This is a genomic window from Nocardia sp. NBC_01730 (assembly GCF_035920445.1).
Lineage (GTDB): Bacteria > Actinomycetota > Actinomycetes > Mycobacteriales > Mycobacteriaceae > Nocardia.
The window spans coordinates 6,671,374-6,684,285 of sequence record NZ_CP109162.1 but is presented as its reverse complement, the minus strand read 5'-3'; the positions used below and the strand labels follow the sequence as shown (position 1 = coordinate 6,684,285).

At 67.9% G+C, this 12,912-nt stretch carries 13 protein-coding genes and 1 pseudogene; 8 read left to right on the top strand and 6 right to left on the bottom strand.

Going from position 1 to position 12,912, the window contains the following annotated elements; translation table 11 throughout:
* Positions 1-59 precede the first annotated feature (59 nt).
* The 3 genes from serC to OHB12_RS28245 all read left to right on the top strand — a co-directional run bounded on the left by serC (position 60) and on the right by OHB12_RS28245 (position 3,565).
* On the top strand, positions 60-1,184 hold the full coding sequence (serC, locus tag OHB12_RS28255) for a phosphoserine transaminase (protein WP_327112311.1): 1,125 nt from the start codon (positions 60-62) through the stop codon (positions 1,182-1,184).
* A gap of 189 nt (positions 1,185-1,373) precedes the next feature.
* On the top strand, positions 1,374-2,426 hold the full coding sequence (gene sepH, locus OHB12_RS28250; protein ID WP_327112309.1) for a septation protein SepH: 1,053 nt from the start codon (positions 1,374-1,376) through the stop codon (positions 2,424-2,426).
* A gap of 416 nt (positions 2,427-2,842) precedes the next feature.
* Positions 2,843-3,565 carry a DUF6928 family protein gene (locus tag OHB12_RS28245; protein ID WP_327112307.1) on the top strand — a complete coding sequence of 241 codons (723 nt, stop codon included), beginning with the start codon at positions 2,843-2,845 and terminating at the stop codon, positions 3,563-3,565.
* Positions 3,566-3,910: 345 nt separating this feature from the next.
* Here OHB12_RS28245 and OHB12_RS28240 read toward each other — a convergent pair whose 3' ends face one another.
* Positions 3,911-4,210: a DUF2537 domain-containing protein gene (locus OHB12_RS28240; protein WP_327112305.1), complete on the bottom strand. Its 300-nt coding sequence runs from the start codon at positions 4,208-4,210 to the stop codon at positions 3,911-3,913.
* On the bottom strand, positions 4,207-5,010 hold the full coding sequence (locus OHB12_RS28235) for a TrmH family RNA methyltransferase (RefSeq protein ID WP_327112303.1): 804 nt from the start codon (positions 5,008-5,010) through the stop codon (positions 4,207-4,209). The genes OHB12_RS28240 and OHB12_RS28235 overlap by 4 nt, the downstream gene beginning before the upstream one ends.
* A 114-nt stretch (positions 5,011-5,124) precedes the next feature.
* Between OHB12_RS28235 and OHB12_RS28230 the strand changes: the two genes are divergently transcribed.
* The 3 genes from OHB12_RS28230 (at position 5,125) to OHB12_RS28220 (ending at position 7,180) form a co-directional block, all read left to right on the top strand.
* Positions 5,125-6,327 carry a GNAT family N-acetyltransferase gene (locus tag OHB12_RS28230; RefSeq protein WP_327112301.1) on the top strand — a complete coding sequence of 401 codons (1,203 nt, stop codon included), beginning with the start codon at positions 5,125-5,127 and terminating at the stop codon, positions 6,325-6,327.
* 75 nt (positions 6,328-6,402) lie between these two features.
* The gene (locus tag OHB12_RS28225) at positions 6,403-6,807 is read left to right on the top strand and encodes a YccF domain-containing protein (protein ID WP_327112299.1); all 405 of its coding nucleotides are present in this window, start codon (positions 6,403-6,405) and stop codon (positions 6,805-6,807) included.
* Between the two features lie 127 nt (positions 6,808-6,934).
* Complete coding sequence (locus tag OHB12_RS28220) at positions 6,935-7,180, top strand: hypothetical protein (protein WP_327112297.1); 246 nt, start codon at positions 6,935-6,937, stop codon at positions 7,178-7,180.
* Between the two features lie 57 nt (positions 7,181-7,237).
* On the opposite strand, the gene OHB12_RS28215 is transcribed toward OHB12_RS28220, so the two are convergent.
* Positions 7,238-7,675 (bottom strand): MarR family winged helix-turn-helix transcriptional regulator, encoded by a 438-nt coding sequence (locus OHB12_RS28215; protein ID WP_327112295.1) that lies wholly within the window; start codon positions 7,673-7,675, stop codon positions 7,238-7,240.
* Positions 7,676-7,737: 62 nt separating this feature from the next.
* On the opposite strand from OHB12_RS28215, the gene OHB12_RS28210 reads away from it, so the two are divergent.
* Complete coding sequence (locus OHB12_RS28210) at positions 7,738-7,977, top strand: DUF2530 domain-containing protein (RefSeq protein ID WP_327112293.1); 240 nt, start codon at positions 7,738-7,740, stop codon at positions 7,975-7,977.
* A gap of 45 nt (positions 7,978-8,022) precedes the next feature.
* On the opposite strand, the pseudogene OHB12_RS28205 reads toward OHB12_RS28210, so the two are convergent.
* Positions 8,023-8,355: pseudogene (locus OHB12_RS28205) on the bottom strand (RNA-guided endonuclease InsQ/TnpB family protein); the annotation flags it as partial.
* Positions 8,356-8,467: 112 nt separating this feature from the next.
* Entirely contained in the window at positions 8,468-8,554 is an 87-nt protein-coding gene (locus tag OHB12_RS28200; protein WP_442800145.1) for a hypothetical protein, read from the bottom strand.
* A gap of 690 nt (positions 8,555-9,244) precedes the next feature.
* Between OHB12_RS28200 and OHB12_RS28195 the strand changes: the two genes are divergently transcribed.
* Positions 9,245-9,859 (top strand): TetR/AcrR family transcriptional regulator, encoded by a 615-nt coding sequence (locus OHB12_RS28195; RefSeq protein ID WP_327112291.1) that lies wholly within the window; start codon positions 9,245-9,247, stop codon positions 9,857-9,859.
* 118 nt (positions 9,860-9,977) lie between these two features.
* Here the strand turns inward: OHB12_RS28195 and OHB12_RS28190 are convergent, their stop codons facing one another.
* Positions 9,978-12,911: a sacsin N-terminal ATP-binding-like domain-containing protein gene (locus OHB12_RS28190; protein WP_327121564.1), complete on the bottom strand. Its 2,934-nt coding sequence runs from the start codon at positions 12,909-12,911 to the stop codon at positions 9,978-9,980.
* Position 12,912: the final 1 nt, after the last annotated feature.

Genomic DNA, 12,912 nt, shown 5'->3' with positions numbered 1-12,912 from the left:
CTTAGGTTAGCTGGAGTGTGGTCAGCGACACAGCAATACCACCGTCTACCCTGTACCGCATGACCACTGCGTTCCCGACCATTCCCGACGACATCAAGCCCGCCGACGGACGGTTCGGTTGCGGCCCCTCCAAAGTGCGACCGGAGCAGTTGCAGTCTCTGGTGAAGGTCGGCGCCTCGGTGTTCGGAACCTCGCATCGACAGAAGCCGGTGAAGGACGTAGTGGCGCGGGTGCGCTCCGGTCTGCGCGAACTGTTCGGCCTGCCCGACGGCTACGAGGTGGTGCTCGGCAACGGCGGCACCACCGCGTTCTGGGACGCCGCGGCGTTCGGCCTGATCCGGGAGCGCTCGCTGCACCTGATCAATGGCGAGTTCAGCTCGAAGTTCGCCGCGGTGGCCAAAGGCAACCCGTTCATCGGCGACCCGATCGTGGTCTCTGCCGATCCGGGCAGCGCGCCGGAGCCGGTGGCGGACCCGTCGGTGGACCTGATCGGCTGGGCGCACAACGAGACCTCCACCGGTGTCTCGATCCCGGTGCAGCGTCCCGCGGGTTCGGAGAACGCGCTGATCGCCATCGACGCCACCTCCGGCGCGGGCGGCCTGCCGGTGAACATCACCGATGCCGACGTCTACTACTTCGCACCGCAGAAGTGCTTCGCCTCCGACGGCGGCCTGTGGGTCGCACTGATGAGCCCGGCCGCATTGAACCGAGTCGAGGAGATCAAGGCGTCGGGCCGCTGGACCCCCGATTTCCTCTCGCTGCCGATCGCGATCGACAACAGCACCAAGGACCAGACCTACAACACCCCGGCGCTGGGCACCCTGCTGCTGTTCGCCGACCAGATCGAGTGGCTCAACGCCAACGGCGGTCTGGAATGGGCGGTCAAGCGGACGCTGGACTCCTCGTCCCGGCTGTACTCCTGGGCCGAGTCGAGCGAGTACGCCACACCGTACGTCACCGACCCGACGCACCGCTCGCAGGTGGTCGGCACCATCGACTTCGCCGACTCGGTCGACGCGGCCGCGGTGGCGAAGGTACTGCGCGCCAACGGCATCGTAGACACCGAGCCCTACCGCAAGCTGGGGCGCAACCAGCTTCGCGTCGGCATGTTCCCGGCAATTGATCCGGACGACATCAGCCAGCTGACCCGTTCCATCGACTGGGTCGTCCAGAATCTCGGCTGACAGCCGCGACACGCCCGGATTCGACACGCCGCACAGAAAGGCACGGCACGTCGAACAGAGCAGATTAGCGGGGCGCGGGAGTCTCTTCGGAGATTTCCGTGCCGCGTGTCCTACCCCATGAATCTCAGATCTGCACTACTGTTTCGGAAAGTGGGCGGTGTCGCGAGTCGACGCGATAAGGAGGTAACGGTGCGTGAACTTCGAGTGATCGGGGTGACGCCCGACGCCACGCACATCGTGTGTATCGACACCGAGTCCGGTCAGAAGTTCCGGCTTCCCGCCGATGACAAACTACGAGCCGCTGCGCGCGGAGACCTTGCCCGATTCGGCCAGATTGAGATCGAAATGGAAGCAACTATGCGTCCCCGCGATATCCAGGCCCGTATCCGCGCCGGCGCCTCCGTAGAACAGGTCACCGAAGAATCCGGAATGCCGGCCAGCCGTGTCGACCGCTTCGCCTATCCGGTCCTCCTCGAACGAGCCCGTGCCGCCGAGCTCGCACAGAAGGCGCATCCGGTCCGCCCCGACGGCCCCGCCGTGGAAACGCTCATCGATGTGGTCACCGCCGCGTTCACCGAACGCGGTCACAACATCGAGGGCGCCGTGTGGGACGCCTGGAAGGACGAGAAAGGCTACTGGGTCGCCCAGTTGCAGTGGCAGAACGGACGTTCCGAGATCGCCGCGCACTGGCGTTACCAGCCGGACGCGCACGGCGGCTCGGTCTCCCCACTCGATGACCCGGCCTCCGACCTGATCGATCCGGATTTCGGTCGTGCCCTCCGCGGACTGGCAACGATCCTGCCTGCCGAGCCAGAGCCGCCCGCACCGCAGCCGGAGCCGGTCGTGGAGCCCCGCCCCGCCGCGGCCACGCCGCCCGCGCGCCCGAGCAGGCAGCAGGGCCAGTCCACCTTGGACGAGTACTTCGAACAGCGTGCGGTCGCCGCGGGTGGCAGCGGCGCCGCGGTCACGGCGGGCACCAGCGCGCCGGCGGCCGCGTCGAGCACGGGGACCCCCACCGCCGGTAATGCGGCGTCCGCCAACGGCGCTGCGGCCGCGACGGCCTCCGGTGCCACCCCGGACACGACCCCGACGGCTCCCGCCGCGTCGACGGCTCCCGCCGTGGAGGAGCCCCCGAAGCCTGCCGCCAAGGCCCCCGCGAAGCCGAGCCGCAGCAAGCGCGGCAAGGCCCCCATGCCGTCCTGGGAGGACGTGCTGCTCGGGGTGCGTAGCTCGGGCCACTGAGTGCTAGTCCGCCTCTCCGAGTATTCAGGCCGTACTAGTCAGGGGATACAGGATTCGCGTTCAGGTCCTGCGTTGGGTGCCGCTCGGGTTCGGGGCGTTCCCGGTGAGTTACCCATGTGCTTGCGAAATCAGTAATTGCGATCTGATGTTCGATCGCCCGTCCGATGTGGAACTGTTGCCTGCACCGGCACAGGAGTGGGCGCGGAAACGGATTGGCACACGGCCGCCGGGCGCGTCGCGTGTTGGCGGTGCGAAGCCACTCCGCAGCCAGTGTGGGGCGAGTATGTTTTTGGTGTGGTCGACGACGTGCGTCGGCGCCGAGTAGGTCACCTCAGCGGGTGCACCGATTTCGGCACACCCGCGCGTTGCTCGAAGTTCGCGGAGTTGATTCGTGCAACTATCGGGAGGTGCCGGACATGCTTTCGAAGGCTTCGACGCTCTGGTACATCGACGCACCCGATCCATTGGCGGTTCTACGCGCGAACCACGACCCGGACCCTGCTGCCGCACTGGCACTTGCGAAACAGTTGCACAGTGACCACGACGTGCTGCCGATAATGATCGGCACACTGGCCGGCTGCGCGGGCCCTGAGGTCGACGAGGTGTACATCGGCTGCTATCCCGGCGTGACCGTGGTGTGCTCGACCCAGGCCGCGCGCGTCCACCCGACCGAGATCCCGGAGTTGCTGGTGCGTCCGTTGGCCTCCGAGCACACCTATCTGGTGTCGTTCGACACGGCGCACGGCTGGGGCGCGTTCGCGCATTGGGAGCGCGGGGAATTCCGCCGGGCGTTCAGTTCGACCCGGGTGAACATCCTGGAGGACGAGGGCCTTCCGCTGGTGTGGGAGCGGCCGTACTGGGCGGGCGATCATCCGGTGCGTTGGCACGCGGGCGAACTGCCCGACCCGCAAGCGCTGCCGTTCGACCCCCCCGATTTCGCCGACGCCGCCAACAACGAATGGCTCGGCTTCCACTACCGCGCACCAGCCGCAGACAGGGCGCTGGTGCCGAGCGACGTCGCGGTGTGCGGATTCACGCTGTACCCGAAGGGCCAGGCACCCAACCCGTCCGCACGGATACCGCGGTCCGACAGGCGCGGACTGTTCGGCTGGTTGCGCGGACACGACCGCGTCTCCTAGCTCGCGGGCGCTGTCGCCAAGGCGGCTGCCTCGCCTTCGCTCGACCCGGCGCATAATCGGCCACCTCGAGCCTTCGCTCGACCCGGCGCATAATCGGCTACCTCGAGCCTTCGCTCGACCCGGCGCACAAGCGGCTACCTCGAGCCTTCGCTCGACCCGGCGCACAAGCGGCCACCTCGAGCCTTCGCTCGACCCGGCGCACAAGCGGCCACCTCGAGCCTTCGCTCGACCCGGCGCACAAGCGGGCTGCCTCGCCTTCGCTCGACCCGTCGCACAAGCGGCCACCTCGAGCCTCCGCTCGACCCGTCGCAGGGTGCGGGGGCGGACTTCGTCCGGCCGCGTCCGTCAAGCCGCCAGTGCGCTCAGTAGCAGCGTGACCCATCCGAGCAGCACTCCTGCCGCGCCGCCGCCGAGCACCCATCGGGTCACCGGGGCACGGCGCCACCGCCACGCCGTCGGCGCGGCGCCACCGACCGCGACCAGATTCACCGCGACCGCGAGGAGCGGGTGCACCTCGGCCAGCGCAGCGCCGAAGGAGTACACGGCGACCGCGGACAGCAGCGCCACCATGATCGCGACAGTCAGCCCCGCCCCCCAAGGTGTCGGGTCATGATAGGACGGGTACGGCCGATACAGACCGGTCACGAGAGCCTCACCCGCTCATAGAAGGCCATCGCCGCCGCGGTCGCGACGTTGAGCGAATCGGTGCCGGGCGACATCGGGATGCGCGCACGGATATCGGTGGCTCGCATCGCCTCCTCGGTCAGTCCCGGCCCCTCGGCCCCGAGCAACAACGCCACCCGCTCCCCGTTCATCGCGGTCGCCAAGTTCACCGCCGCAGGGTTCGGCGTGAGCGCGATGATCTGGAATCCCTTGCGCCGCAGTATATCCAGACCCCGCGGCCAATCCGGCACGGACGCGAAGGGAACTCGGAGAACATGCCCCATCGACACCCGGACGGCACGGCGGTACAGCGGATCGGCACACCGATCACCGAACAGGACGGCCTCGGCCCCGAGTCCGGCCGCGTTGCGGAACATCGCGCCGAGATTCTCGTGGTCGTTCACGCCCTCGAGCACGACGACGGTCCGCGCTTTCTCGGTCACCTCGTCCATGCCGAGATCCGCGGGGCGGGGCGCCACGGCAAGCACTCCGCGATTGAGATGGAACCCGACGACCTGGGCCATGATCTCAGCCGAGGCCCGGTAGTACGCCACATCGACGGCGGCCAGGTCGTCGGCGAGTTCGGCACGCCTGCGCTCCACGCCCAGCAGTGCGGCCGGCGCGAACCGCGAATCCAGCATCCGCTGGACCACCACGACACCCTCGGCGATCACCAATCCCTTGCGCCCGGGTAGGTCGGGTCTGCGGTCGGCGGACTTGAGGTCGCGGAAGTCATCGACCCGAGGGTCTGCGGGATCATCGATATCGATCACTTCGGCCACCGCTACATCCTGCCGGGGCGGTCCTGCCGCGCCGTCACCGGCGTTCGCTCCGCCGTCGCGGGACATGGAGAAAATCCGGTGCATGCGTGTGATCGACCGTGAGATGGTCGAGGCATGACCCTCCCGGAAATCACCATCCGGTCCGCGACCGAGGACGACGCGCCCGCGATCCGGACGCTGGTGGAGACCTCCTTCGGGACCCGCTACGACCCGGCGGAGCTGGAGCGGGTACCACGGCTGTTCCCGCAGGAGCAGGCGATCGTGGCGGTCGAGCGCGGGCGGCTCGTCGGGCACGTGCAGTCCACCACGATGACGGTGACCGTGCCCGGCGAACGGACCGTCGAGGTGTGCGGTATCGCCGGTGTCGGGGTGGCGCCGACGCATCGGCGCCGCGGCATTCTCCGGGCCATGTACACCGAGCAGCATCGGCGCATCGAGGCGGCCGGGTTGCCGCTGACCATGTTCACCGCCAGCGAGGGCGGCATCTACGGCCGGTTCGGCTACGGCCCGGCGACACGGGAGAACGCGGTCGGCATCGACCGCCGGTTCGCCGAATTCCTGCCGTGCGCACCGAATCCTGGTGGGGTCACACTGCACGAGCCGAGCGAGGCACGCACCGCGGCGGAGGCGATCTACGACCGCTGGCGCAGACTGGTGCCCGGCGCCCAGGTGCGTCCCACGGCAAGCTGGGACATCCTGTTCGACGATCCGCAACGCTTCCGCAACGGCGGCAGCGACCTCTTCGCGCTCCTGCACGCCGACGGCTACGCGCTGTACCGGTTCTACCGCCACGACCGGGAGACGACGGCCGAGGTCGTCGAGATGCGAACGGTCACCGGTGAGGCACACGCGGCGTTGTGGCGCACCCTGCTCGGGCTGGATCTGGTACAGCGGGTGGAGGCCGTGCTCACCGACCACGACCCGCTGCCCTATCTGCTGACCGATCCGCGGCTGGTGCGCACTACGGCCCGCTATGACGGATTGTGGTTGCGGCTCATGGACCTTCCCGTCGCGCTGTCGGCGCGCTCGTACGCGGGCGATCTGGATGTGGTCCTCGCCGTGACCGATCCGTTCCGCGACGCGGGCGGCACGTTCGCGCTGCGCGTGCGGGACGGGCAAGCCCGCTGCGAACCGACCACTCGCGCGGCCGATATCGAACTCGGCATCGACGTTCTCGGCAGCATGTACCTCGGCGCGGTTCCGGCACGGGTGTTCGCGGCGGCGAACCGGTTGCGAGTCAAGGATCCCGCACGGCTGCACGCGATAGACGACGCCTTCCGCGCGGAGCGAGACGCGGTGCTCGGCTGGTTCTTCTGACCGCCGTCCCGGCGTCCCACCGGCGCGGGGAAGGAAGATATGTCCGAATCGGCCCGAGGCTGGCATGCTGGTGACATGAAGCCGATTCAGCTGGTTCTCAACATCCTCTGGTTGATCTTCGCCGGATTCTGGCTCGCGCTCGGCTACATCGCGGCAGGGATCATCTGCTTCATTCTGATCATCACGATCCCGTTCGGGATCGCGTCCTTCCGGATCGCGGCCTACGTGCTGTGGCCGTTCGGCCGGACCACGGTGGAGAAGCCGCGTGCGGGGACGGGTTCACTAATCGGCAACATCATCTGGTTCATCGTGGCCGGATGGTGGCTGGCACTCGGCCATCTGTTCACCAGCATCCCGCTGTTCGTCTCGATTATCGGCATCCCGTTCGGTTGGGCCAATCTCAAGCTCATTCCGCTCTCACTGTTCCCACTCGGGCGCGAAATTGTAGACAGCGATCGACCATTCGCTGCTCGAGAGTGAAATAAGTCACATTCGAGTTAACGGAACGACCCCTTCGTGCGAAAGGTAGCTCAAGAGTAACCGGCATCGGTGGCGTCTCTCTCGTCCCGATTCGGCTCCGAGCCGACCGCACCAGGAGAGCTCCGCCATGACCGACCGCCCCGCTCGACCTGCTGACGACCCAAGCACCGCGCCCCTCGCACCGATCGCAATCGCACTCGGGCTGCTGCTGGTCGTCGCCGCGTGCACCCAACTGAACCACCTACCGGGCTGGGCCGACGACTACGGCGCCGTACTGGTCTATCTGGCGTTCGTCCTCTACCTGTCGATCGCGGGCCGCCTACTGTGGTGGGGCGCTGACACCATCATCCGGCTCGGCAGAGCGGGGCACTGAGCCGGTGCAGCTGTTCCGCTCGAGCGCGGAGCGCGAATCACCCTGCGGCCGTGGCTGCTACTCGGATTCCGAGACGATCTGCTTCATGATCGCCACGGCGCGGGTCAGCACCACGAGCTGCTCGTCGGTGAGCGTGGTGAGCTGCTCGGTCATCCACGCCTCGCGCGCACTGGTTTCATCGGCGATGAGCGCGCGGCCCGCGGGAGACAACGAGACGATGATCTGACGGCCATCTGTCGGATGCGGCTTGCGCTCCACCAAGTCGAGATCGGTCAGGGAGGCGATGACGCGGGTCATCGACGGCGGCTGAACACGCTCCTTCGCGGCTAGCGCCCCCGGCGTCATCGCGCCGTCCCGTGCGAGGGTGGCGAGGGCCGAGAGCTGGGTCAGCGATATCTGCGAGTCGGCGCGGCGGCCGCGTAGGTGTCGCGTCAGTCGAACGACCGCCAGCGAGAGTTCACCGGCAAGGGCTCGAACATCCGATGGCGTTGTCACAGTGGCAAACGATACGGGACCGGTATCGGCCGGACCCGAGTTGCCGCCGCTAGGCTGGGCCCGTGACACAGAAAGTCCCGCAGATTCCTCCGCGCCTGACCGATCCGCGCCCCGTGCTCGCGGTCGGCAGCGCGCTGTGGATGATCGCCACGGCGGTGGTGTGGGCGGCTGGCGACCGATGGGTGTCGGCACGTCCGGTCTGCCTCATGGGACTGGTGGTCGGCATCCTCGCGTTCGGCATCTTCCTGGTCCAGCGGCGCGGCGCGCGACGCGGCGACAAGGGCGCCCAGACGGGACTTTGACGTCCCCCTTCGCCTGAAGGCGGGGATTCCGGTCTGGGCAGCTTACTACGCCGCGCTTCCGGTGGGTTCCTGATTCGACGCCGACTGCTCGACCGAGGTCGAGTCTGACGTCAGCTCCACAGGCGTTGGGCTGTCCGTACGTCTTGCGGCCAGTATGTTCCTTGCGGCGTTGAGGTCGCGTTCGTGGGCAGCGCCGCACGGGCAGAACCACTCCCGAATATTCAACGGCTTCGGCCCGTCGATCCGACCACAGGCCGAACACCGTTGCGACGAGGGAAAGAACCGGTCCACCTCGCCGAACACGCGCCCGTACCGGCAGGCTTTCGCCTCCAACATGCGGATGAACATGCCCCAGCCCGCGTCGTGAACCGACTTCGCCAACCTCGTCCGCGCCAAACCCTTCACGCACAAGTCCTCGACGAATGCGTCTTCTTCTTGCGCGCCCACGCGGGTGCCGGCCGAACAGCGTCGACGCGCCCTCGTACTGCTGCTAGTCGTATTCCTCTGGCGTGGTGACGTATTCGTGGAGAGCGTTCGCATAACCCTGCATGAGCACCTGGTCCAGCGGAATGTCCAGTGCCGCGGCAACCGCGCGGCGGATCCGCAGACCCGAGGTGATGGTGAATTCGGCACCCGTGCCACCGGGGGGGCAGCAGGGCGAGCGCCTTGGGCGCCTGCGTGTCCGCCGGCCAGTCCGGTGCGGCCCGGCCGGGATCGCCGAGCGACTCGAGGAACGGGTTGCGCACGCCTTCCGGAATAGGGCCGCCGCGCAAGCCGGGGCTGTCCTCGATGCTGCCCGCGATCAGCGAAACGCCCGCCGCGGCAGGCGCGGTTGGCCGTCCGGGGGAAGCGTCCGTCCACCACGATCCGCCGCCCGGCGCTGCCGATGATGAACGCCCTTGCTCGCGGACGCAGGTGGATGCCCGCAGTCTGCTGCTCGACCTCGGAGTAGCCCACCATCCCGCACTCGGCGGCCGGGCCGGTGATATCGGAGAGCCCGACGCCGATCTCGTAGCCACCGGAATCGGGTGTGGCGCCGGCCGGAACGCCGAGCGTACTGGTCGTCCCGGCACGGTCGCGGTGGCGAACGCCGCCGAACCGATCACGCTCTGGGCCAGAACTGTTCTGCGCGACACCGGCATACCGGTCCCCCTTCGGTCTGATGGCAGCGAACCACACAACTGGTCACTCGTCCAGTCGAGAATTTCGGACCCGCGAATTGACTGCACGCGCCGCGCGCGCTTAACTCGCTTGGGTGTCCTCCCGATTGAGCGTTGAAGAACGACGGGCCCACCTAATCGAGGCCGCGATCGGCCTTGCCGAAAAAAAGGGCGTTGCGGGCGTGACCACGCGTGATGTCGCTCAGGCGGCGGGCGTCTCGCTCGGTGTGGTGCATTACTGTTTCGAAAACAAGGACGCGCTGATGACCGAGCTGGTCAAGGCGTTGTCGATGGAATTACGCGATTCGGTCGACGCAAACGAAACAGTATGGCAAGAAGTCGGAAGTGGAAAAGAAGCTCTTCAAAAATTGATCCGTTCCGGACTGGAACTCATGTGGCTCAACATCGAAGCCACTCCGGAACGGCAGCTGCTCACATACGAAACAACCACTTACGCACTACGCGAAGGGGAACAAACCCCAGCAAAAATCGCGATCGCGCGCGAACAGTACAACTTCAACGACTCCACCGTGGCCGACGTCCTGGAACACGCGCGCGACGCGACCGGGAATCAGTGGTCCGTCCCGGTGCAGACGCTGAGCCGCTTCACGCTCAACGTAATCGACGGCCTCGTGCTTCGTTGGCTGGTGGACAATGACAGCGAAAGCGTGCGCGTGCAGCTGGATCTGCTGAGCGAAATGATCACGGGATACGCGGCCTAACGGACGCAGCCGGACGAAGCCCGCCCGCAACCCGCGCCAGGCCGAGCAAAGGGCCCGAGGCAGCCGCTTACGCGCCGGGCCGAGCGAAGGCGAGGCAGCCGCCTAATAGACCCGCGAGTCAGCTCTGCGCCCGCGGGGCGCGGACGTGGAAGGTCGAGCCGATACGCCACCAGGGTACGGAGACCGTGGTCTCGATCGCGCCGCCCAACCGCACCAGCAGGTCGTCGTGCAGGACCAGCTCGCCCTCCGGCTCGGTCAGGGTGAACAGTTGGCGCAGAACGACTCCCAATGGTTCCGCCGCCCATGTCGTGCGGCGACCAACGCCGACCACCTCGGCGGTGACGGACTCGGAGACCAGCGGCAGATCAAGCAGAGTGGCCAGGGCCGAGGCGGTTTCGATATCGCCCACCACCAGCCGGCCCGACGGCACTGCCAGGCCGAACCACGGCTGGTCGAGAACGAAGGCGTCACCGGAATCGATCACGGCGCTCGAGAGCGCGCGCACGCGGCCGGGCGGTTCGAGATCGGTCAGGTCCAGCCGATCTGCGGCGACCGCGGCGGCCAAGCGTGCGTGCGTGCGTGACACAACATCCGGCACAGGCGTTTTCGCCGGGTCGGCGAGCGCATCCAGCAACGCGACGCCCAAGTCATCGGTGATCAGGTCCGGGTTCGCGAGAACGGCACGGAAGGCGTCCGCGTCGATGTCGACGAAAGTAGGCAGCAGGCCCGCGAATTCGGTGTCGGCCGGGTGGCGGAGCAGCCCAAGTGGGGTGCCGTCGATGCGCGCGTATCTGCGCAACCACCATGCGGTGTAACCGTCGGCATCCATGAGCAGGCGCCGGGTGCCCGGCGTGGCGGCCAACTGCCGTAACGCTTCCGGCCATGCGGCGTCGTCCACCAGATCGAGGTCGCGGACCGCCGCCAGCTCCGGCGGATCGTCCAGGAGGGTCGACCACCAGTGCGCCTCGTCGTCCAGATCGTGGTCCGGGCCGGTCGGATCGGCCTCGACGACCACGCTGAAATCCCAGCCGACGCCTACGGCGCGCAAAGCGTCTGGGCCGTAACGATCGACCAGATCAGGGTCCAGCGTGCCGAATGGTGCGTTCGAGACCAGCAGATCGCGTAGGGGAGCGCCGGGCAACAGCAGTTCGTCAGCGGGTAGCAATTCGCCTTCGGTGTCGGGTAATTCGAGCAAACCGAGCCAAGACGGCAATGTGGCCGGATCGGCGTGCGCGGCGAGGCGGAGGATGGCGTCGGCGGTGTCGGGCTCGCCGGGGTTGTCCTCCAGGTCGACGCGCAAACCTGGGTCGCTCAGCAGGTCCTCGGCGGTGGCTGATCGCGCGCCGAGCCGAGCCAGCAGCGGGTGCGCCGCCTCGGGATGCACCACTCTTGCCCAGTGCACCGGGATCGCGACCTCGAGCTGATCGTCCAGTACCACCGTTCGCGGTCCGGTGACCAACCTGCCGTCGGCCAACGGAACCGCCAGCGCGCCCAGCTCTTCGGACGCGAGCGGATCCACCACGAACGGCTCCAGCGCGGAGTACAGCGACCACCACCAGGTCGGCGGTCGCGCCAAGCCGCCCGACAGTTCCGCGAGGCGCGCCAAACCGAGACGATGCACATCCAGCACGCTCATAGCCTCCGCCTGCGCACGGCCGGAGAGGTCAGGGATCACCAACGGGCCGACCACGTCATCGAGCAGGGCGGCCAATTCCTCGGTGAGGCCGGTGAATACGTGCGTGCCGGTCGGAATCGCGACGCGGTTCGCGACAGACATCGAACTGCCGAACACGTCATCCGGTTCGCCGACGAGCGCGGCGGTCGGCGCGGCTACGTCCCCCGTTTGCTCGCCGGCCGAGGTTGTGGGGCCGGAAGGGCCGTCGGCATAGGCCTCTCGCGCAACCGGGTCGAGATGCGGAAGGGTTCCGGCCAGGTCTTCGGGCGCGGTGTGCCGGCGCGTGGCAACGACAGGCAGCCATGGCTGGGTCTGCAGCTCGCGGATCAGAGCTTCGCGGAGGAGACCGTCGGCCTCGCTGCGCGCGAAACCAGGCGCCGGGACGAGCACGAGACGGTCGCGGGGTGGGAGCGCACGGGCGAAATCCGCGTAGCCCTCCGCCAACTGGGCCAGGCGGGCGCCGGGCAGCAGCCTGCGGCGATCCGGCTGCATGGGGATGTCGGCAATGAGCAGGGCAGGGAGGGAGAGCTCTTCGTCCGACCTGGTCGGCGCCCGCAGCACATCCGGCGCGGCCGCCACCGGCTTGCCGTCCCGCACCGGCAGCAGCCAGCGGGCGCGCGACGCTCGGTACTGCCACCATGTCCGCTGCTCGCTGCCCGGACCGTCGACGTACACCTCGTGCAGTCCGTCACCCATATCCTCGGCACTGCTGACGAATTCGTCCCTGTCGATGCGGATGCGGTGCAACGGGGGCAGTTCCAGCAGGAGGTCGATAGCTTCTTCCCGCATCCCGGCAATTAGCGCTTCGGCGTCCACATCGTCACGCAGCCGCAGCACGACTTCCGCGTTCAGCCCGTCCGCCGGGGTCGCCTCGATCGGCCAAGCCAGCCGCAGCACCGGAGGGGCGAGCTCGCCTCCGTCCGCAGCGGGAATTCGGATATCACTGTGGCGAAGGGCATCCCGAGTCAGATCGCGAGAGAACCGCAGCGACCCGGTGGTGGAACGCAGCTCGACGTCCTCGCTCACCGCGAGGACCGCGGTGAAACCGACACCGAACCTGCCGACCGTGCCGACGTCGGACTTCCCCGACGCGCGCAGCGCGGTGAGCGCATGTACGCCGGAGAGATCGAGCGGCGCACCGGTATTCCCGATGTGCAGATCGCGACCGACGAGGCGGACGACGAGGCGACCGGCCACGCCTGTCTTGGCAGCGGCGTCAGCGGCGTTCTGCGCCAACTCGGTGAGCAACCGATCGCGGTATCCGGCGCGCACCAGGTCGGCTTCGGTGGCGGCGTCCTCCCGCAACCGGGTCGGCGAATCACGCCATGCGGCGAGGACCGCCGCACGCAGCGCCGATGTGCCGAATGGATCGGCGATC